The organism is Pseudolactococcus insecticola (assembly GCF_011170065.1).
Taxonomy (GTDB): domain Bacteria; phylum Bacillota; class Bacilli; order Lactobacillales; family Streptococcaceae; genus Pseudolactococcus; species Pseudolactococcus insecticola.
The window spans coordinates 18,902-40,491 of the sequence record NZ_BLLH01000001.1 but is presented as its reverse complement, the minus strand read 5'-3'; the positions used below and the strand labels follow the sequence as shown (position 1 = coordinate 40,491).

Annotated in this window: 21 protein-coding genes and 1 tRNA gene; 4 read left to right on the top strand and 18 right to left on the bottom strand. The window is 43.0% G+C overall.

Annotated elements, in window-relative coordinates; translation table 11 throughout:
- The first annotated feature begins 117 nt into the window (after window positions 1–117).
- Window positions 118–1,050 carry a membrane protein insertase YidC gene (gene yidC, locus Hs20B_RS00270; RefSeq protein ID WP_172354447.1) on the top strand — a complete coding sequence of 311 codons (933 nt, stop codon included), beginning with the start codon at window positions 118–120 and terminating at the stop codon, window positions 1,048–1,050.
- Window positions 1,051–1,093: 43 nt separating this feature from the next.
- Here the strand turns inward: yidC and Hs20B_RS00265 are convergent, their stop codons facing one another.
- The 7 genes from Hs20B_RS00265 to manA form a co-directional block, all read right to left on the bottom strand.
- On the bottom strand, window positions 1,094–3,493 hold the full coding sequence (locus Hs20B_RS00265) for a glycogen/starch/alpha-glucan phosphorylase (protein WP_172354445.1): 2,400 nt from the start codon (window positions 3,491–3,493) through the stop codon (window positions 1,094–1,096).
- A 25-nt stretch (window positions 3,494–3,518) separates the two neighbouring features.
- Window positions 3,519–4,958: a glycogen synthase GlgA gene (gene glgA, locus Hs20B_RS00260; RefSeq protein WP_172354443.1), complete on the bottom strand. Its 1,440-nt coding sequence runs from the start codon at window positions 4,956–4,958 to the stop codon at window positions 3,519–3,521.
- Window positions 4,955–6,103, bottom strand: a complete 1,149-nt coding sequence (gene glgD, locus Hs20B_RS00255; protein WP_172354441.1) for a glucose-1-phosphate adenylyltransferase subunit GlgD — start codon at window positions 6,101–6,103, stop codon at window positions 4,955–4,957. The genes glgA and glgD overlap by 4 nt, the downstream gene beginning before the upstream one ends.
- Window positions 6,090–7,235 carry a glucose-1-phosphate adenylyltransferase gene (locus tag Hs20B_RS00250; protein WP_172354439.1) on the bottom strand — a complete coding sequence of 382 codons (1,146 nt, stop codon included), beginning with the start codon at window positions 7,233–7,235 and terminating at the stop codon, window positions 6,090–6,092. Before Hs20B_RS00250 ends, glgD begins: the two co-directional genes overlap by 14 nt.
- 39 nt (window positions 7,236–7,274) lie before the next feature.
- The gene (gene glgB, locus Hs20B_RS00245) at window positions 7,275–9,251 is read right to left on the bottom strand and encodes a 1,4-alpha-glucan branching protein GlgB (RefSeq protein ID WP_172354437.1); all 1,977 of its coding nucleotides are present in this window, start codon (window positions 9,249–9,251) and stop codon (window positions 7,275–7,277) included.
- A gap of 126 nt (window positions 9,252–9,377) precedes the next feature.
- Window positions 9,378–11,168 (bottom strand): glycoside hydrolase family 13 protein, encoded by a 1,791-nt coding sequence (locus tag Hs20B_RS00240; protein ID WP_228407410.1) that lies wholly within the window; start codon window positions 11,166–11,168, stop codon window positions 9,378–9,380.
- A 1-nt stretch (window position 11,169) separates the two neighbouring features.
- Complete coding sequence (gene manA, locus Hs20B_RS00235; RefSeq protein ID WP_172354435.1) at window positions 11,170–12,123, bottom strand: mannose-6-phosphate isomerase, class I; 954 nt, start codon at window positions 12,121–12,123, stop codon at window positions 11,170–11,172.
- 131 nt (window positions 12,124–12,254) lie between these two features.
- Between manA and Hs20B_RS00230 the strand changes: the two genes are divergently transcribed.
- The 3 genes from Hs20B_RS00230 to Hs20B_RS00220 are packed head-to-tail and all read left to right on the top strand — an operon-like array spanning window position 12,255 to window position 14,786.
- Window positions 12,255–12,587 (top strand): ArsR/SmtB family transcription factor, encoded by a 333-nt coding sequence (locus tag Hs20B_RS00230; RefSeq protein ID WP_172354433.1) that lies wholly within the window; start codon window positions 12,255–12,257, stop codon window positions 12,585–12,587.
- Window positions 12,571–13,479, top strand: coding sequence for a cation diffusion facilitator family transporter (locus tag Hs20B_RS00225; RefSeq protein ID WP_172354431.1), 909 nt, complete (start codon window positions 12,571–12,573; stop codon window positions 13,477–13,479). The genes Hs20B_RS00230 and Hs20B_RS00225 overlap by 17 nt, the downstream gene beginning before the upstream one ends.
- A gap of 47 nt (window positions 13,480–13,526) precedes the next feature.
- Complete coding sequence (locus Hs20B_RS00220) at window positions 13,527–14,786, top strand: PASTA domain-containing protein (RefSeq protein WP_172354429.1); 1,260 nt, start codon at window positions 13,527–13,529, stop codon at window positions 14,784–14,786.
- 41 nt (window positions 14,787–14,827) lie between these two features.
- On the opposite strand, the gene nusB is transcribed toward Hs20B_RS00220, so the two are convergent.
- The 11 genes from nusB to Hs20B_RS00170 all read right to left on the bottom strand — a co-directional run bounded on the left by nusB (window position 14,828) and on the right by Hs20B_RS00170 (window position 21,544).
- Window positions 14,828–15,457, bottom strand: coding sequence for a transcription antitermination factor NusB (gene nusB / locus Hs20B_RS00215; protein ID WP_172354427.1), 630 nt, complete (start codon window positions 15,455–15,457; stop codon window positions 14,828–14,830).
- Entirely contained in the window at window positions 15,447–15,851 is a 405-nt protein-coding gene (locus tag Hs20B_RS00210; RefSeq protein WP_172354425.1) for an Asp23/Gls24 family envelope stress response protein, read from the bottom strand. Before Hs20B_RS00210 ends, nusB begins: the two co-directional genes overlap by 11 nt.
- A 22-nt stretch (window positions 15,852–15,873) precedes the next feature.
- A complete protein-coding gene (efp, locus tag Hs20B_RS00205) occupies window positions 15,874–16,431 on the bottom strand; it encodes an elongation factor P (RefSeq protein WP_172354423.1) in 558 nt (185 codons plus the stop codon).
- Between the two features lie 69 nt (window positions 16,432–16,500).
- The gene (locus Hs20B_RS00200; protein WP_172354421.1) at window positions 16,501–17,562 is read right to left on the bottom strand and encodes a M24 family metallopeptidase; all 1,062 of its coding nucleotides are present in this window, start codon (window positions 17,560–17,562) and stop codon (window positions 16,501–16,503) included.
- A 41-nt stretch (window positions 17,563–17,603) separates the two neighbouring features.
- Entirely contained in the window at window positions 17,604–17,735 is a 132-nt protein-coding gene (locus Hs20B_RS09780) for a hypothetical protein (protein ID WP_267130149.1), read from the bottom strand.
- A gap of 4 nt (window positions 17,736–17,739) precedes the next feature.
- The gene (locus Hs20B_RS00195) at window positions 17,740–18,339 is read right to left on the bottom strand and encodes a phage scaffolding protein (protein WP_172354419.1); all 600 of its coding nucleotides are present in this window, start codon (window positions 18,337–18,339) and stop codon (window positions 17,740–17,742) included.
- Between the two features lie 292 nt (window positions 18,340–18,631).
- The gene (locus Hs20B_RS00190; protein WP_172354417.1) at window positions 18,632–18,835 is read right to left on the bottom strand and encodes a hypothetical protein; all 204 of its coding nucleotides are present in this window, start codon (window positions 18,833–18,835) and stop codon (window positions 18,632–18,634) included.
- A gap of 27 nt (window positions 18,836–18,862) precedes the next feature.
- The gene (locus Hs20B_RS00185) at window positions 18,863–19,117 is read right to left on the bottom strand and encodes a hypothetical protein (protein WP_172354415.1); all 255 of its coding nucleotides are present in this window, start codon (window positions 19,115–19,117) and stop codon (window positions 18,863–18,865) included.
- Between the two features lie 112 nt (window positions 19,118–19,229).
- On the bottom strand, window positions 19,230–19,472 hold the full coding sequence (locus Hs20B_RS00180) for a hypothetical protein (protein WP_172354413.1): 243 nt from the start codon (window positions 19,470–19,472) through the stop codon (window positions 19,230–19,232).
- 8 nt (window positions 19,473–19,480) lie between these two features.
- Entirely contained in the window at window positions 19,481–21,358 is a 1,878-nt protein-coding gene (locus Hs20B_RS00175) for a minor capsid protein (protein ID WP_172354411.1), read from the bottom strand.
- Between the two features lie 115 nt (window positions 21,359–21,473).
- Window positions 21,474–21,544: transfer RNA gene (locus tag Hs20B_RS00170), tRNA-Cys, on the bottom strand.
- Window positions 21,545–21,590 lie beyond the last annotated feature (46 nt).

The following is a 21,590-nucleotide window of genomic DNA, read 5'->3' as shown; positions in this document are numbered from 1 at the left end:
ACGATTATAAAAAAACAAGATTTCAGTCTTGAGACTTATTGAAAATCTTGTTTTTTTTATGGTAAAATAGAAGATAGCTTTAAGATAAAAGTATCTCAATAGAAAATAGGACTAACATTGAAAAAAACGACCAAACGACTGTTCTTGTCAGGATTCATGCTGACTGCACTTCTCTTTTTGACAGGCTGTGTCAAAACAAAAAATGGTAAGCCGACTGGCGAAGGCTTGGTTTACAACATTCTCGTCAAACCCATGAGCTCTGCTGTTGAGTTTTTTGCTCATAATCTTGGCTTCGGATTTGGCTTAGCCATCATTCTTGTGACCGTTATTGTCCGTCTGGTGATTTTACCGCTTGGCCTCAATCAAGCTTACAAATCAAGCTACATGCAAGAAAAAATGCGCTATCTCAAACCTGTTTTGCAACCTATCCAAGACAAACTCAAAAATGCCACAAGTAACGAAGAAAAAATGGCGGCGCAAGCCGAGTTGATGGCGGCGCAAAAAGAAAACGGCGTCAATATGCTAAGCTCGATGGGCTGTCTGCCACTTTTGATTCAGATGCCATTTTTCTCAGCTTTGTTCTATGCTGCACGCTATACGCAGGGCATCTCAACAGCGACTTTCCTTGGCATTGACCTTGGCAAATCTAGTCTTGTTCTGACGATTATCGCAGGTGTCTTCTACTTCTTGCAAAGTTTCTTGTCAACAATCGGCATTGACGAAGAACAAAAGAAACAGATGAGAACGATGATGTTCATGAGTCCTTTGATGATCATCTTCTTCTCATTTAGCTCACCTGCTGGGGTCACGCTTTACTGGGTTATCGGTGGTATCTTTGGTGTCATCCAACAAGTCATCGTGACCTTCATCATCAAACCTCATTTGCGTGCGAGAATCGACAAAGAATTTGAAGAAAATCCACCCGTTGTCAAAACAGCCGGCTTAAAAGACGTCACACCAAAAGACGTTGCAAATATCCAAAGCAGCTTTACACAACCAAAAAAATCAAACAATCCAAAAAATCGTAATGCTGGTAAGCAGCGAAAATAAAGAAAAAACGTTCTGACGACAGCCGTCAGAACGTTTTTGTGGCTTAATTTATCTCCCAAATCTCTTTGGCATAGAGTTCGATCGTATCATCACTTGAAAAGCGTTCTGAGTTTGCGATATTGATCAAGGCTTTTTGCTGCCAAGTCTGCTTGTCATTGGCATAAAGCGTCGCAAGTTCTGCTTGTTTTTTAACATAATCGTCAAAGTCCTCAAGTAAGAAATACTCGTCATTGTAAGACACGAGCGCATCCCAGATTTCATGGCCTTCATAGTGAATGTTAGGAATAGTACCGTCGACAAATGCATCAACAACACGCTTGATTTCTGGATTATTATCATAAATCGCGCGGGCGTTATAGTCGTGCTTTTGGTAGTGATCATAGACGGCATTTTTATCCATGCCAAAAATGATGATGTTATCCTCGCCCACGGCATCCTTGATTTCGATATTTGCGCCATCAAGCGTCGCAAGTGTTAGCGCACCGTTCATCATGAATTTCATATTTGACGTACCACTTGCTTCCTTGCCTGCTGTTGAAATCTGCTCTGACACATCCGCTGCAGGAATGATGAGCTCAGCCAGACTGACGTTGTAGTTTTCTAAGAATACGACTTTCAGCTTATCGCCGATTTCTGCGTCATTGTTGACAAGTGCTGCGAGTTCATTGATGATTTTGATGACAGACTTTGCAAAATGGTAGCCTGGCGCAGCCTTGGCACCAAAGATGAACACGCGCGGTGTCAGCTCAAGCTCAGAATTTGCTTTCAAGTCCTGATAGAGTTTGATGATGTGCATAACATTTAGCAGCTGACGTTTATAGGCATGGAGACGTTTGACCTGTACATCAAAAATCGCATTAACTGGTAATTCAATCCCAAGCATCTTTTTGGCATAGTCAGCTAGCCGCTGTTTATTAGCCGTTTTGACCAGATCAAGCTGCGCCAATACGGCTGTATCAGACGTCAGATTTTCCAGTTTTTTCAGCTCGTGGATGTCACGGCGCCAACCTTTACCAATCAAATCATCTATTAAATTTGACAGTTTGGGATTGGCAATTTGGCTCCAGCGACGTGGCACGATACCGTTTGTTTTATTATTGAACTTTTCAGGGAAAATGGTGTAAAAATCTTTGAGAACATCTTCTATCAAAAGCTCAGTATGGAGTTTTGCAACCCCATTGACCGAATGCCCGCCGATAATGGCGAGATTGGCCATATGAATCTGACCATTTCTGATGATGCGCGTGTTATCAACGACACAGGCATCAACCTTGCTTGCCCATTTTGCGACAAACTGACGGTCAATCTCGCCTACAATCTGATGAATCCGTGGCACAATTTCTTTGAAAAGTGCGGCATCCCATTTTTCAAGCGCTTCTGACAAGACCGTGTGGTTGGTATAACTCATGACCGCGATCGTCGACGTCCAGGCGTCAGACCACTTGACACCGTAGTCATCCATGAGGATTCGCATGAGTTCAGGCACCGCCATGGCTGGATGCGTGTCATTGATATGTACCGCAACTTTTTCTTGGATGGCGGTCATCGGCAATCCCATTTTCGCATAGGACTTGACGATAGTTTGAAGGCCAGCCGACACCATAAAATATTCCTGAATCAAGCGCAGAGATTGCCCCTCACGTGACGAATCATCAGGATAGAGCACGCTTGTGATATCCTCTACACGTCTGCGATCAGCAAGTGTCGGATAATCCAGCTCATATTTTTCAGGAATTTCAACGTCCCAAAGACGCAGATTATTGACCACACCGTTTTGAAAACCAATCTGTGGCATGTCGTAAGGCACCGCATGGAGCGTTTTGACATTTTCATAAACAGGCTTTAAGACACCTCCGTCATGCGGTTCCAGATAAACATTGCCATAGATTTTAACATCAACTGCCGAATGCGGCTTTTTAGTTTCCCAGACATTGCCTTCTGATGAAAGCCAGGCGTCAGGCAACTCAACTTGATAGCCGTTGACAATCTTTTGCTTGAAAAGACCGTATTTATAGCGGATACCATTGCCAAAACCTGGTGCACCAATCGTTGCAAGACTGTCCATGAAACAAGCCGCCAAGCGTCCTAGACCGCCATTGCCAAGCGCCATATCGCGTTCAGCAGCAACTAAGTCGTTTAGCGCAACACCATTTTCAGCGAGTGCCGCCTCAACCATGCGATAAATCCCTAGATTAAGTAAGTTGGTCTGTAACATTTTCCCCGGCAAAAACTCGATTGAAAAATAATATGCCGTCTTTTTTTTGTCAGCCACGATGCCATTTTTTTGCCGAAACCAGTCTGGCCTCACATAGTTTTTGATGACCTTTGCAAGCGCAACAAACTGTTCTTCAGCCGTTGCATCGCTATTTTTGACCATGAAATCCTCATAGAGTTGGTCTTTAAAATCCTTGATAAATTGTGCTTTATTGATGTCAGTTGCCACGTCTATCTCCTTGTCTTGTACTTTCTTAGTCTAACATATCCCGGTAAAGGCTCAGATAAGGCTGACTAGCTGTATCCCATGAAAAATCAGCTGTCATCGCTTGTTTTTGCAGTTGCTTAAAGACCTCAGGTTTGTCCCGATAAATGTCGATGGCACGGCGCAAAGTCTGCATCATCTGATACCCTGTGAAGTCAGCAAAACTAAAACCTGTTCCTGTCCCATCATATTGATTATAAGCCTGAACAGTATCTCTAAGCCCTCCTACTTCGTGGACAATTGGCAATGTCCCATAGCGCATGCTCATCATTTGCGATAAACCGCATGGTTCAAAGGCAGATGGCATGAGAAAGAAGTCAGATCCCGCATAGATCAGCTGGGCAAGTCCCAAATTAAAGGTGATATTCGCTGAAATCTTATCTGGATAGGTGTTTGCAAAATAAGCAAAATCATGTTCAAAACGCGGATCTCCCGTGCCCAAAAGCACAACCTGCACATCTTGTTCTAGCAAATAGCACATCTCATCCACCACTAAGTTAAACCCTTTTTGGTAAGTCAGTCTACTCACGATCCCGATCACAGGTACATCAGCTCTGACAGGCAAGCCCAGTCGTTCTTGTAGCTGTTTCTTATTTTCAGCCTTACCTGCGAGGTTTTGCACGTCAAAGTGCGTCTGCAAAGCCGCATCAGTCTTTGGATCATAAAGTGCTGTGTCAATGCCGTTGATAAAACCTGAAAGTTTGCCTGATACCATACGCAAGATGCCATCAAGTCCCTTGCCAAATGCTGGTGTCTGAATCTCACCTGCATAGCTTGGTGAGACTGTTGTCACACGATCTGCATAGAGAATACCTGTTTTTAGCCAATTAAAACAATCAGCCATCCGAACAGTCCCATCACGATAACGCTCATCGCCCATACCCAGCAAATCCGATAAAATCACCGGATCATATTGACCTTGAAACTCGATGTTATGAATGGTAAGCACCGTGTGAACGTTATCAAACGCTTGAATCCAGCTGTATTTCTCCTTAAGCAGAAACGGCAAAAGCGCTGTGTGATAGTCGTTTGCGTGTAAAACATCCGGCACAAAGTCCAAGCGTTCAAGAACCTCTAAAATCGCAAGCTGAAAATAGGCGAACCGCTCACCATCATCGTCATAGCCATAAACCTCATCACGACTCCCAAAATAATAATCATTGTCGATAAAATAAACGGTTGTTTTATCCTGCGTGATTTTTTTAACGCCAACATACTGATGGCGCCACCCCACATCGACAAATGTCCAGAAAACATCCTCAATTTTGTCTGAAAATTTCTCAGCAATTTTTTTATAATACGGCAAAATCACGCGCACATCAGCATCTGCTGCATGATTGAGCGACTTTGGTAGCGCCCCTACTACATCGCCAAGCCCGCCAGTTTTGATAAACGGTGCTCCTTCAGCCGCTGCAAGTAAAATCTTCATAGCTTCACATCCTCTGTCACATGACCATATTTTTCGATAATAATCGGAAACTCGCTTGACCCTTCGATAGTCACACCTGGTGCAATCACGACTTCCTTGTCTAAAATGGCGTGCTTGATTTTCGCACCGCTACCTATTTGGACATGTGGAAAGAGAATCGTATCTGTGATTTCAGCACTTTTTTCAATCTCACAACGACGTGACACGATTGAATTAGTTACACGTCCTTCAATGACAGATCCTGAGGCAAACTGTGAGTTGAAAATTTCTGATGACTCTGAAAAATATGTCGCTTCTTCATTTTTAATTTTTGTATAAACTTTTTGCGTTGCATGCAGTAAAGACGTGAATTTCTTGGGGTCAAGCATATCCATATTAGCTTCAAAGTATGATTTGACATCGTGGATATTTTTCATATAGCCCGTGTACTCATAGCCAAGCGCCCCAAGTTCTACCAGCTTATCACGCAAAAGATAGCGCAGTTTTCGTGGCGCCTCAACATGCTGCTCTACTTCCATCATGCGGATCAAAAAGTCTGTGTTGATGATATAAATACCCGCTGACATCGATACAAGATCGCCCTCTTGGTGTTTACTTTCATCGTAGTCTTTGACCTCAGACACAGTGTCTGTCTCATCTAGTTTAATCACGCTATTGACCACACTCATCTGATCTTTTGGCATTTTTTTATAGACCACACTCATGGTTCTTTTGTTGACCTCGTGAACATGAATGAGTTGCTCAAGGTTGATATTACACAAGATATCCGCCGTTGAGAAAATCGTGTACTGACTGTGTGAACGGCGTAAAAACGTCAACAGTTGCGTATAATAAGTACTGTCACAAACCGTCTGTTTACCGTCTTCATTGCTATAAAAGCCGACAAAGAAATGGTTGAGCAAGGTATTTAACCCCCACTCACGCCCTGTCCGGATATGATCCAGTACAGATGGCACATTTTTTTGTGAAAAAATGCCGTAGATATTTGTCACGCCAGCATTGACTAGGTTTGATAGCTGAAAATCAATCAACCGATATTTGCCGTCAAATGGCAGCGTTGCAAGCGGTCGTGAATTGACCAGCTGGTCCAAGTTATGTGTGCCAAGCGCATTTCCCAAGATTGCGCAATATTTACCTGTCTTCATCTTCAACCCCCACTGTTTCATGGTAACCTACGACTGCGATTTCTTTTTCACTGCCGATAATTTCAACATTTTCACCGATGCGACTACCTTCGCCAATAATCGCATTTCTAACCACAGCCCCTGACTCAATGACGCAGTCTGTCATGATAAATGAATTTTCAATTTCAGCATTTTCATGGACCTGAACATTTGTGGAGATAATCGAATGGCGCACATTACCCGCAACACTCGCCCCGTCAACAACTAGCGCATCACGTACTCTCGCAGTCTCACTGATAAAGTTCGGCGGTGCAATATGATTGCGTGAGTAAATCTTCCAGCTTCGATCACGGCTATCTAGTTCATTATTGGGTGAGATATAGGACATATTTGCTTCATGGAGCGATTCAATCGTGCCAACGTCTTTCCAATATCCTGAAAATTCATAGGCATACACGCGTTCACCAGCGTCTAAATAGGTCGGGATAACATTTTTACCAAAGTCAGTCATGTCCACTTGGTTCTTCTCGCCATTTGCCAAAATTTGGCGCAACTCCTTCCAGTTGAAGATATAAATCCCCATAGAAGCCTTGGTCGATTTTGGATTTTCAGGCTTTTCCTCAAACTCGACGATGCGATTTGAGATATCTGTGTTCATGATACCAAAGCGGCTCGCCTCTTCAAGCGGCACGTCCATGACAGCTACCGTCAGACTGGCCTGCGTGTCCTTGTGATCTTGCAGCATCTTGTCATAGTCCATCTTGTAGATATGGTCTCCCGACAAAATCAGCACATACTCTGGGTCCACCTTGTCAATGTAGGCGATATTTTGGTAAATCGCATGGCTCGTCCCCTCAAACCACTTGTTACCTTCTGTTGCTGAGTAAGGTTGCAAAATCGCAACGCCGCTATCAATCCCATCAAGTCCCCAAGCTGCACCATTTCCAACATGTGCATTGAGCTCAAGTGGCTGATATTGCGTGATAACACCAACATTTTTGATACCAGAATTAGCACAGTTTGATAAGGCGAAGTCGATAATCCGATAACGGCCACCAAATTGTACTGCTGGTTTTGCGATAGTTGACGTCAGAGCACCAAGACGCGTCCCTTGACCACCAGCCAAAATCAGCGCAAGCATTTCTTCTTTCATCCTTTTTCCTCTTTCTAATCTATAGTTAAATTCTATTTTCTAATGTCCAGCTATTTTCAACTCTATTGAGCGATCAATAACTGTTTTAACTTCAGCAATATGTGCTGTTTTCTCTTGCGTTTCAGCTTGCCAGATGACACAACCTAAAGCAGGTAGGGTAAATGTCAATATATCTACATAATTTTTCCAGTCTGCTTTTTGTGTTGTCGTATCAGGATTATGCGTCTTCCAAGTGCCGCCAAAGCTTGCTAATTCAGTATTTAGCACTTCTTTATAGGTTCCTGCACGCGGCACGCCAATGGTAAAGTTTGACCGTTCAACTGCTGACATATTGAAGACGCAGATGAGTTGATTGCCCGCCTTGTCTTTTCTGACGAAACTCAGCACACTTTCAGCTGTATTGTCCGCATCAATCACTTCAAATCCGCCATAGTCATGGTCCAACTCAAAAAGTTCTGCTCTACTCTGATAGAACTTACCAAGCGTCTGTGTGAAAACAAGCATCTCATCATTCATCTCGTCAGACTCTGACCACTCCAGCTGCCAATCGTATTTCCATTCCAAAAATTGCCCAAATTCTTGCCCCATAAACAGCAAGTTTTTACCTGGATGGCACATCTGATAAGCAAGGAGATTGCGTAAACCTGAGAATTGTCGTGTGCGATTGCCCCACATCTTGTGCATGAGCGACTTTTTACCATGAACCACCTCATCATGCGAAAACGGCAAGATAAAATGCTCATCCATCATATACATGAAACTAAAAGTCAACAAGTGAAAATGCTCACCCCGATAAAGCGGATCCATCTCATAAAACTTGAGGACGTCATTCATCCAACCCATGTTCCATTTGAAATCAAAGCCAAGGCCACCCATTTCAAGCATGCCTGTGATTTTCGTCTGAGAGCTGGCTTCTTCTGCCGCCATGATAACATCCGGATGTGCGAGTTTGATAACACTGTTAAGCTTTTTAAAGAAAGCAATGCCATCGTGGTTAATATTTGATCCGTCAGAATTTGGCGTCCATGGACCTTGATCATAGTCCAGATAGAGCATGTTTGATACGGCGTCAATACGCACACCATCAATATGATAAAAGTCAATCCAAAACTTGAGTGATGAGATCAAAAACGACTGGACTTGCGGTTTTGACAGGTCAAAATTTATCGCCTGCCAGCCGACATTGCGCGCCCGGTTCTGATCTTGATACTCATAAGTTGGCGTGCCATCATAGTAGGCGAGCGCATCATCATTTTGCGAAAAATGCCCAGGCACCCAGTCGACAATGACGCCAATCCCAGCCAGATGCGCTGCCTCAACAAAGTCCTGAAATGCTTCAGGCGTCCCATAAGTGTGCTCCAGCGCAAAGTAACCCGTCAGCTGATAGCCCCAACTCATACCAAGCGGATGCGTCATGAGTGGCATAAACTCGATATGCGTGTAGCCGAGCGCCTTGACATAACTGATCAGCTCCGTTTTCAGATCTGAAAACGTGTATAAACGACCGTCATCATGGCGTTTCCACGAGCTTGCATGCACTTCGTAAATGTTGAGCGGACTTGTGAACATATCGGTCTCACGTCGTTTTTTCAAAAATGCCTGATCTTGCCATTTTTTGGGTTTAACCTCATAAATCTGTGCAGCCGTATCAGGTCGTGCACCAAAGCGGATGGCATAGGGATCAAGTTTTTCAATGACCTGACCAGATGCGCGTGTCACTAGATATTTGTAAAATTGACCGTTCTTAACCTGATCATCCGAAAGCGTCACTTCCCAGACGCCAGCATCACTTGAAAGTAGGTGATTTTGCCGTGTCATTGGGATTGGCTTTTTACGCCACTGAGTCATGTCCCCAATCAACGCAACGGCCTTTGCATGTGGTGCCCAGACTCGAAATACATAACCAATTTCTGTCTTGTGACAGCCTAGATAATGTTGTGCATGGAAATTTTCCCCTGTGGTGAATGTTCTCAACGCTTCAGATTTAGAGTCTGATTCAGTTATTTTTTGGTCCATACCAATCACCTTTCTTGTTATTTTATAATCATTTATACTTCATTTTACCACAAAAGGATAACTTTGACAATCAAAAATGAAAACGGTTTACAAAAAAAGTCGCCAGAATCGGCAACTATTTTTATGTTATTTTATTTTATAGCTACTTTCAAAAGCAGCAAGAAAAAATGGCACAAAATCAATTGATTTTGTTAAAAATGTTAGTTTTTCAGGATCTACCATACCACCTTGATCTGACAGGTTAAAAACAAAGGTTGCACTTGATTGTGATGCTGCCCCATCACTTCTGACAAATCCGAAAAATTGGTCAGAGTAAAAGACTGATAAGTCTCCCGTCGCAAGAATTGGGGCAGATTTTCTGATTGCAATCCAATTTTTATAAATCTGATGACTGACAGGATTGATCGACTCCCACGGGAAAAATGCTCGATTTTCAGGATCTTTGTGCCCTGTCAGTCCAGCCTCATCACCGTAGTAAATGACAGGTACGCCAGGTAACGTCATCAGAAGCCCGACAGCAAGGTTTAACTTTGCCGTATTGCCACCTAGCATGGTCAAAATGCGCTCCGTATCGTGCGTGCCGATGTTATTAAAGTTATTGAGAAAGATGTCAGTCGGATAGTTTTCATAAAGCTGCATGAGCTTGCCTGCAGCCGTTTCAGGCGTCATAGCACCCGTCAGAAGTCCCAATATCAGATCACGAAACGGATAGTTCATGGTTGCATGTAGAGCGTCACCGTAGATGTACTTACGGTACTGGTCATAGGCGATTTTGCGCGACGCATCTTCCCACACTTCACCAATCAGCACTTTATCAGGCTCTTGCGATAGAGTTGCTCTGATGCCTTTGATAAAATCATCTGGCAGCTCATCAGCCACGTCAAGACGCCAGCCGTCAACACCAAAACTGTTCCATTTGCTAAGCACGCTGTCAGACTTACCATAGATAAAGTCCTGATAGCTTTTTTGATGTTTGTCAATCGTGGGCAGATCCTTGATTCCCCACCAAGATTTGTAGGACTCAGGATAATTATCAAAGCTAAACCAGTCAATATATGGCGACTGCCTGCTCTGATAAGCACCATTGCCACCATTTTTACCATCAAAGTCAAAATAAACCGAGTTGCGCCCAACATGAGAAAAAACGCCGTCTAGCACGATGTGCATCTCGTGTGCGTGCAGGGTTTTGACCAGCCGTTCAAAATCTTCAGTCGTGCCAAGAAGCGAATCAATCTTGTGATAGTCGCTTGTATCATAACGATGCGACGAGCGCGCCTCAAAAATTGGGTTCAGATAAAGCGCCGTCACGCCCAGACTTTTTAGATAGGGAATCTTATCAATGATGCCTGCCAAATTCCCGCCATAAAAGGTCCAGCGGGTAATATCGCCGTTTGGCTCTTTGATGTAGTAAGGGCTATCTGTTTCCTTACCATAGAAGAAAATATCGGATTTTTGATTGTTTATCAGGTCATTCCGTGCAAAAGAATCTGGAAAAATCTGATAAAAAATCGCATCCCGGTACCAATTCGGCGCCTGTTCAGCTTTCAGAAAAAGTGTCTGCGTATAAGGCACCACACTATTTTCATCCGCATAAGTCGTCCCAATCCCTCCGCCAATCTGACTGGCACCATAAAAATAATGGTACTCATGCAGCTGATCACGTTCGATAATCTGAAAATAGTATTTATAAAATCCGATTTCTGTTAGATTTTCAGGGCGAAGATGATAACTATGTTCTGAAATTCGCGTCATATTTTCATACGATTTGAATCCATTTTCAAACTGGGTAACAAGTTTGACGTCGATCTGATTATCTGTTTTGATGTCAATGTGAAAATCAATTGGCGTGCCTAAAATAACAGCACCAAAAGGGTTTTTATAGGCGTCAGACCACGAATTGTAGGTGATTTCTGCCATATTAAACGAGTTTTTCGCCGTCGTGGCTTGCAATGATAGTGAGAGCGCCATCAAACGACCAAGATGAAATGTCACTCGTCAAAATGAAATGGTCGCCTTTTTTAACAGGGTAATCTGTACCTGAAACACGCAAGACGCCTGAACCGTCAAGTACTGAGCACAATGTATAAGGTGCAGTTTTGTCAAAATTGACAAGGCCTGAAATTTCCCATTTTTCAACTGTAAAGAAGTCGTTTGAGACAAATGTCGTTCTGACGAGATTATCTGCCTGCGTCACCACTGGCACAGTATTTGCAGGTGCGCCAAAGTTCAAAACGTCGATTGATTTTTCAATATGAAGCTCACGCAAATTACCTGTGTCATCTTTGCGATCAAAGTCATAGACACGATATGTCGTATCAGAAGATTGTTGCGTCTCAAGAATCAAGATGCCTTTACCAATCGCATGCATGGTACCACTTGGCACGTAGAAAAAGTCGCCAGCCTTGACCTTGACTTTGCTCAGCAAATGGTCCCAGTCACCAGACTCAATCATGCTGCGCAATTCAGACTTATCCTTGGCATTGTGACCGTAGATAATCTCAGCATCAGGTTCTGCTGCGATAATATACCAGCATTCTGTTTTGCCAAGCTCGCCTTCATTTGCAAGACCATAAGTATCATCAGGGTGAACTTGCACACTCAGCCAGTCGTTTGCGTCCAATATTTTGGTTAGTAACGGAAAGACTTCTTTTTTCGAGTTACCAAATAACTCACGATGGTTTTGGTAGAGATCATTCAACTTTTGCCCAGCGTAGTCACCATTTTCAACAGTTGAAACACCGTTTGGATGCGCAGAAATCGCCCAGTATTCGCCTACTTTGCCACTTGGCAGGTCATAGCCAAATGATTTGAGGTGATCGCCCCCCCAGATTTTTTCTTGTAGAACTGATTTGAGAAATAGTGGTTGTGTCATGATGAGCTTCTTTCTATATTTATGAAAACGTTTTATATCTCTATTTTACCAAATAGTTTGAGAATAATGGTCATTCATCCCACTTTTTTCAATTATTTTACAACTCACAGTAGATATGATAAACTATTCATATGACAAAACCATCATATAATGAACGCTATCTCGTCCAAGAAATCGTCCATATCCACAAAATTCTAGCTAATCCATCACGGTTGAGGATCCTATTATTGCTGGCTGACGCCCCTTATAACGTCTCTGAAATCTCACTTAAACTAGGTCTTGAACAGTCAGCTACCTCGCATCAGCTAAGCATTCTTCGCACACATCAGCTTGTCAAGCAAGACAGATCCGGCAGGTCCATCATTTACAAAATTGGTGACAAGCACATCCTACAACTGCTAGCCTTATCCGTTAGCCATGCACAAGAACTTGAAGGGACTCAGCTTCATGATACAAAATCATAAGCACCATACACATCATGTACTATCTAGCGATTCTGTCGTACAAGGTGCAGGTAAGCGGATTACCATTGTTTTCGTCCTAAACATCGTTTTCGCCGCCTTAGAGTTTATTTTTGGCGCCATGTTTGGCTCAGTTGCCATCATGAGTGATGCCGTTCATGACACAGGAGACGCGATTGCAGTCGGTTTTGCCTGGTTTTTTGAAAAAATATCCCGCAAAAAATCTGACAAGTCATATACCTTAGGTTACCGAAGATTTTCCCTGCTTGGCGCTTTAATTACCAGCGTGATTTTACTGACAGGATCGATCCTTGTCATCATCGAGGGGTTCCCGCGCTTGATCCATCCGGCACCTGTTGAGAGTTCAGGTATGTTTTTCTTAGCCATTTTTGCGATTTTAGCCAATAGTTTTGGCGCCTACCTCATGACACGTGGTAGCTCACGAAACGAGAGCCTACTCAATTTACATATGCTTGAAGATGTATTAGGCTGGGTTGCAGTCTTACTTGTGTCAGTCGTCATCCACTTCAAACCATGGTACTGGCTTGATCCCCTGCTCTCCCTTGCCATCTCGATTTTCATCTTAACACAGGCTATTCCAAAATTTATCGGCACGCTGCGGATTCTAATGGAGGCTGCACCCGAGACCGTAAATGCTGTGCAACTTTTAGCTGAGCTTGAAGCGCAGCCTGAGATTGGTGCCATGACCGAGCTTTGCATCTGGTCCATTGATGGTGAGAAACACGCAGCCATGCTCCACATGACAATCCTAACTTCTGATCAAGCACATGCGAAAATAGTAGCACGGCAGATTTTGGCGCATCACCAAGTCGCCTTTTCAGCCATCGAAATCGATGAAAATACCCACGAACACGACCATCACTCTGAAAATTAACTTAGATAATCGTTGGCAAATGCCATATTTTCATTTATAATGATAATATGGCAAAAAGTACAGATCAAAAATCCACATCATCTCTCAAGGCAACTGTCCACAAAATCTGGCATGGTTTTGGGCGCATGGCACTATTTATCGGCATTGCAATCTTAACTGGTGTTATCACAGCTGTCTTCATCTTTTTTGATAGCTCAAAATCTCTCATCGTCCCTGACGTCAAAGGATTGAGCAAGGCAGATGCAACCAATAAACTCGTCAAACTTGGTTTTAAGAAAATCACCTATGATCAGACTCAGTACGCTGGCAAATCCAACATCGCACTCAGAACGGATCCAGATTCTGGCTCACTTGCCAAAAATCTCGGGACCATTAAGATTTTTATCAGCGAATTTCAGGGTATCGATATCCCAAATCTCAAAGGAAAATCGGAAAACGACGCCTTGACACAATTACGCGAAGATTTCAAACTAACCGACAAAAATATTAAGCTCAAACGCGTCTATTCAAGCAAAAAAGTTGGTAATGTGATCAATACCACAACTAAGAAAAATTTCAACCCGCATGATGACGTCTTAACGCTTGAAATCAGTGACGGGCGTGATGTGTTTGCTATCGGCGACTGGGTCAATAAACCCTTTTCAGACTCGCGTGATAGCTTAATTGCAGAAGGCGTAACTGCTGAGCATATCACGATTACTTATGAGAACTCAACGACCATTGCTGCTGGTTTTATCATCTCACAAAAGCCTGATCAACACACTGAGTATCACGTCAAAGAACCCAGCGACTTACGTTTTGTCGTCTCTAGTGGCTCAGTTGTAAAAACGGGTGAAATGCCATCTCTAACAGGTCTTAGTTATAACGACGCTGTCGCAAAATTAACTGCACTTGGCATGGCAAGCGACCACATCACATATAGCGGTGTCAAGACATCAAACGTCAGTGATCAGAGCATTGCTACTGGTACCACAGTCTTCTTTCCAGATAGTTATATCACCCTCGTCATGGCAGCACCGCAGTCTTACCAGAGGGCCATTGATCAGATTGATCCGAAAACCCTTGTTGGCACTAGCGCAACAAGTGCGATTACCACCTTGCGCAACCTTGGCATTACTTGCAAAATAGACTTTACAAGTACGACATCTGTTGCTGCTGGCAGTATCATCTCAGCCGTGGCAAATGGGGATACCTTAGAACTCAATGTTGCAACAACACCAAGCTCTGATGTGCCAAACGCTAGCGATACGACATCAAGCAGCACATCAGCTAGCTCAGCGTCGCGTCCTAGCAGCTCTAGAAACTAAAAACAGGCTTTCCAATAATGGAAAGCCTGTTTTTTTATAATTCAATCAATTTCTGGCTCAGTAACCTTGGACAGAACCGCGTTAATAAACTTGGCGTCTTTCTCATCGTTAAATGATTTTGCAAGTTCGATTGCTTCATTGATGGCCACAACACGTGGTGTCGTTGCATGCTTAATCTCGAAAGCACCAAGTCGTAAAATCACACGATTGACAGGTACAAGGCGTGTCATTGACCAACCTGTTTGCAAATGCGTTGAAAGCTCACGATCAAGCTCTGCTTTTTTGGCACGCACACCATAGACCAAGGACATCAGAAATGACAACCCCTCTTGGTTGACTTCATCAAAGTTGTCAATGAAGTTATGAATTTCAGGGACATCATTTGTCAGTACTTTGGGTAGATTTGCTACTTCTGGCTCAGCATTTTCAACAGTCATCTTGACACCGTCACCATCTGGGGTGAATGTTCGGATTGCTTTTGATTTTTTCGATGCTGTTTTGACTGGCTTAGGACTTGAAACCTCACTTGTTTCAAGCTCAAGTCTATCGTCATTTGTGAGGGCGAAAGTCATCGCATCCTCTACAGTTTCATCAGGTTGCACTTCAAGCAAATAAAGTGCTTGAATCGCACGAATTCGAATTTCGTGCTGGCTTAATGGCTTAGTCGACATCTAGAAAATCCTCATCAAAGAGTTCTTTGAAGTCAGGTTTTGGTGTCTTTTCAGGTACGACACCAGCGACGTGGATATTGACCTCGTCAATCGCAATATCGCTCATATCCTTGACACTGTCTTTAACAGCAGACTGCATGGCCATTGCGACACTTGGCACTGACACACCATAAGTCAGGTAAACATAGATGTCAACTGCGACTTTGTCATCTTCTTGGCGCACATAAACACCGCGACCATCCGCTTTTTTGCCAATGCGATCTGCAAAACGTTTGTTACGCAAGCTATAGACGCCGTCAACTTTTGCTGCTGCAATCGCAACAATTGTTTCAACAACTTGAGGTGCAATGACAATTTCACCCAAGGTTTCTTCTTGTGTTATCGTATCTGTCATAATCTTCCTTTCCTAAAACAGCTTATGCGCGTTTCAAATAAGAGCTAGTTTCAGTATTGATTTCCAATTTTTGACCCACTTCGATAAAGTCAGGGACATTGACAACAAGACCTGTCTCCATCGTTGCTGGTTTACCAGAACCTGTGACAGTTGCGCCTTTAATAGATGGTTGTGTGTCAGTCACGGTTAAAATGACAGTTGACGGTACTTGTACACCAATGACTTCGTCCCCGAAGAATTGAATTTTCACCTCTTCGTTTTCAAGGATAAATTTCAGCTCATGTTCAACATTTGCAACTGGAATTTCGTATTGGTCGTAAGTTTCGTTGTCCATAAAGAAAGCTGTGTCGTCCATTTGGTAAAGATATTGGGCGTTATGCGTTTCGATGATGGCTTGGTCAAATTTTTCTTCAGGACGGTAAGACGTGTCAAAAGTTGAACCCGTACGGACGTCACGCAGTTTCATACGCATGATGGTGTTACCTTTACCTGGTTTGTGGTGGCTGGCTTCCATGACGCGCAAAAGTTTGCCGTCCGATTCAAAAGTCATCCCCGCTTTAAGTTCGTTTGCTGCTACCATTTTTTATAGTCTCACTTTCATATTTTGCATTTCTTCTATTTTATCATATTTAGGGCAAATTAGCCAAATTTATATAATAATCAGCTCTTTTGGTGCCAAAGTCAGGACTTGAACCCCTTCTTTAGTCACCAGTAAATCATCCTCAATCCGAACACCACCGACATTTTCCAAATAAATCCCTGGCTCATCTGTGATGACCATATTTTCCTGTAAATGCGTTTCTGACGCACGTGGAAAATAAGGCATCTCGTGCACATCAAGGCCTAGACCGTGCCCGATGCCATGGCTAAATTGCGCCCCAAATCCTGCCGAGTCAATCACATCACGCGCTGTTTTATCATAGTCGCCATAAGTCATACCGGCCTTTGTCGCATCAATCACGGCCTGGTTAGCGCTTAGAACTGTGTTATAGATGTCTCGCAACTGCTCATCTGCCTGCCCGACAAAAAAAGTCCGCGTCATGTCACTCGCATAATGGTCATAGTAGCAGCCAAAATCCACTGTCACAATGTCGCCAAAAGCAATCGGTTTGTGACTCGCACGGCCATGTGGCAGGCTACTACGCTTACCTGATGCCACGATCGTGTCAAAGCTAATGCCAGATGCCCCAAGTTCCCGCATCTTAAAATCAAGAAAATTTGCCACATCAAGCTCGGTCTTACCAGGCTCGATGAACTTGAGCATATCTCTGAACGCTTGATCAGAAATCTGACAGGCTTTTTGGATGATTTTCACCTCGTCAGAAGACTTAATCTGACGCTGAATCTCTGTAAACTGGCTGAGTGAGTTCAGCTCTACCGTTGCAAGCACCTCAGACATGGCTTGATAGCCAGCATAGCTCAGATCATCCTCAAAACCAATTTTCGTCAGATTTTCTTTCTTGACAAGCTTTGCAATCTCGCTTACAGCATCACGCGTTTCAAGTATTTCAAAATGCTCATCTGCCACATCACGCGCCGCAAGAATATAACGCGCATCAACCAGCAAATACTGTGCCTGACGTGTGATAAACACCGTCCCAGCTGTTCCCCAAAATCCGCTTAGGTAATAAATATTTTTTAGATTTGTCACGATAATCCCGTCAAGATCCGCTGTCACCAGCCGTTCTCTAAAAGTCGATAGTCTAGTCATCTGCTCCTCATTCCTATCAATTTGCTTATAAATCTATTATATCAAAAAAACGCTCTAACGAACGCTTTTCGCTTGAAATATAGAGTCGCAAGCACAATATTGACGGTATACCGCCTACTGTTAAAGACTTCTGGTGTGATAACATTCGCTAATTGCGTGAGTTCATTTGCCATTTAATCATTCTCCTTGATTTGAATTTGATTGTTTGATAAACTCCGTCAGATTGACCGAGTTTGATTTGATTGCGCTCGTGACGTCGCCCGTGAAAGCCGCTGATTTTCCGCCTTGTGGGTTCGTGCCACTCGTTTTAGGCGTCTCTGTAAACAGATAAGCCTTTGATTCTTGAAGCGTTTTGAGTTGCTCATCTAGGCCAAGCAAAGCCCCGTCAGACCCAATTTTGATGTCGTCAGACTTCAGCAAAGCCCTGATGTCTTGCGGGTCACGTGCTTTTGATAACGCAAGTGCTGACGTGATTGCGCTGTCAAGTTTCGTAGCCTGCAACTGATCATTGAGCGTTTTCGTCTCATTGTCATATTTAGATTGCAAGTCGCTCAGTTTTGACTGGATTTCCTCGCTGTTTGCTGACTGCTTTTTCAAGTCCTTGATGTCCTTGTCACGGTCAGCCAACTGCGCTTTGAAACCATCACGCTCGGTCTCCAAAGTTGCGAGCTGCTCTTTGAGCGCCGTCTCGTCTTGGATACCCTTGCCGTGAAGTTTCATCACGTTGTCCACTTGTTCATCAGATAGGCCTAGTTTTGCCAATTCTTCACGTTTCATGTTGTTCTCCTTCTCGACTGTTTGACAAGGTGCCGACCTTGATAGGATGTGTGTTTAACGCCCTGTAGGCGAATGCTGCAAGCGTCTAGTCAGTGACAAGCTCTTTTTGTGTTTGTTTTCTTGTTTGATTAGGCTTTGCAACTAGTTTTACGACAGTTTCGGTCAATTTTGGGTATAAGAAAAGCGCAGGCCGTTTGGCTTTGCGCTTTGATTTTATGTTTGATTTTGATTAGGAGGAAGCTTTTCAACCTCCTCTATAATTTCATCAACAGTATTTGTTTCTTGTTCGTTACTAGCGAGCATATTTTTTGGCAAAACTGTCAAATTCCTCTTTTATCGCAAGTGTTGATTTACGATAATCATTGTGTAATCGTTCTTTGTCTGAAAGCTCATAGTACTGTTTCAGTCTAAGTTCCTTGTTTGAAAAAATTGGCATAGAAATTGATGATAAACCTTTTACAAAACCAAAATTTAGCTTAATGTGTTTTTTAGTCATAGTAGAATCTACTTTCTAACCCCATGCTTAAAACTTTAAATTATGCTCTTTTTTATATTGTTTCCAAGCTTTTACTGGACTAATATTCCCATACGCTGGATTGAATGTTTTCTTGCCATTCGGAAGTCTTACCCAGAACTCTTTTTCTTCAAAATCATCATAAGCTTTTTGGTCTGCTTCATTTTCAAAACCTAAATATCTAGCAACACTATCTGGATCGTCCATGTCAAGTTCATACATTTCAGCATCCATTTCCCAACGTCTTTGTAAACTTTGCCTCATAAAATCACCTCCAGAATTGCAGTTTTGTTAATTTCGTCTATAGATATTTTCTTGAACTTTTGACCTTTATCAAGTAAATCACCCGTTTTTGAAAAAGCGGGTGATTTTGATATTAAAAAATCATTAACGGGCTAACCTCAGTTGATACGTCGTCTATCAACTTTTTCCCTGCTAAAACGTCTTTTAGATTTTGTACAGCTCTTTCAAGTTCTTCTGGATAATCTTCGATGTTTAGTGGGTCGAAGAAAAACCTCTCAGCCAAACTATCACCAGTCATTTCTTCATATTCCTCGCAAAGTCTACTATATTCTTCCGTTGCTTTAGTTATTCTTGGTTCTTGCTTCCGTAGTTTCATCCGATTCATCATCCTTTCAATATCAATCCAATAATAAAATTCAAGTACTCTTCATCTTCCAATATTGTTCTTTTCTTTTTAACCATATTTTTGTCTACAGAGTGTAAGTGACCATCGCCTGGTTCGAATCTGCTTTCTAACCCCATGCTTAAAACTTCGCTGGCGTCAGGATAATTCTTACCAATGTACGGACTTATGAAGTTATCTTTGAGTGTTGTTTCGGAATCCTTATATCTACGATCTTTTAAAATATCTTTTAGTTTCTCAGGAGTTTCCCCGACTGTACGTTTGCGTAAAAATTCCTTGGAAAGGCGTAATGCGTCTTTGTTGAAATACTCTACCATGTGCCCTATTTCATGAAATTCAGTTGTAGCTCTCAGACCTGTAGTATAAATTTCTACACCGTCACCTGGCCTTGCACCTTTGCGGTAATACATAAGTTTTGCGTCTGTTATCTCATGAGCAAAAAATCCACGTTCCGCATGTTTGCCAGCAAATAATTTTTTATCATTTTTTTGTGGTAAAGCTGCCCATTCTTTTGGATAGTACGAGAAAGCATTATTTAGACGTTTTTTTATATCTACGCTTGAACCTTTGAACCAATTCTCAGCTGGTACTTTACCGCCCATAGGTCGATATTTAGAAAAAACAGCTTTCAATGCTTCTTTTTTCCCGATTTTCTCTGAGATTTTATTTTCATTGTTTACTGATTGCCCAAGTTTGATAATATCATCTGGCGTTGCCGTTGTGATGTCAATACTCTTAAACAACTGTTTCGAGGTTGGGGCTTTCGCAATTCCAAAGTAATAAAAAATATCTTCTTTGTTAAGCGCCTTGAAATTTTCTGCCCATTGCTTTACAGTTTTTTCTGTAGCGCCTAACATAGTATATAAGTCGGCTTTTTCTTCGGTGGTTAGACTAAGATTCTTAATGTCTCCTATCCTAGCCAATCGTTCGTCCGCACGCTTACGAGCTTTCCCATTTAAATTATAGTATTTTTCTTTGGATTTGGCAAGCTTCCACTTGTCCAACGCTTCTGGCTTCACAAATTCATCATGCTTATCAAATAACTCAACCTCATCAGCCCACTCATCAAACGACTTAGGCTGATAGGCATCCCAGTCAACATCATCATCTTCCAGCTCGGCGATATAAGCACCCGTCGTGCAGCGGCAGTTTGGATGTAACGGCGGATAGTTCACGCCAGTTGTTGCCTTGTCGATGTCTATCGGCTTGCCGTTATCCAAGTCAGCGCAGCGCTCACAAGTATGGCTTTCTAGCGTTGAAATCAGCACGTATTGCGCTACTCGGCTTTCTTTGTAACCTGAAAGCGTCGCCTGCTCTGTCGTGTGAGCAAGCTCCGTGTTGAAAAGTCTGTGAAGTTGATAAGCAGTGAAGTTATTGCCAATCACTCGTGCTTGCTTGACTAGCCTGTCCACGCCATAACCTAGCGCAATACCACGTGTGAGACTCTCAGTTAGCATTTGTGGCAGTTCTTTGGTGTAAGTACCCCATAAGCGCTTGGAAAAGTTTGACCCTTGCCATGGCTTTGATATGACCTCACGCAGCCCCTTGTCGTTTAGCCTTGCAAAGTTCGCAGTTACCCCTGTCTGGTTTTGCGATTCGTAGATCGTGCGGTAGTAGGTATCCGTGTAGCTATCCATGAGCGACTGCTCAAACTCAGACGTCTCATCGGCAGCATAACTTGCCATCGTCATCGCCACTTGCGACTTGAGCGCCTCTAAGCGACTGACACGGCTTTTGGAGTATTCCTTGTCTTGCAGTCGCTTGAACTTGGGGTCATTTGCCATGTCCTCCCACTCTTTGAGCGACTGTTTCCATGTGTCAAGCTCGACGCCTCGCATTTGTTGCTTGGCTGTGATCATATCGACTACGCCGTCGGCGTTTGCGTACTTAACTATTATTCTATGTGATTTTGTGTGATTAGCTAGTTAGCAAAAAAAAACGCTCTAACGAACGTTTTTCGCTTGAAATATAATAAGGCGGTAGTCGGATTTGAACCGGCGATCAAGCTTTTGCAGAGCCATGCCTTACCACTTGGCTATACCGCCACAACCATTCCATTATATAATAGAATGATAAAGCTGTCAAGTTAAA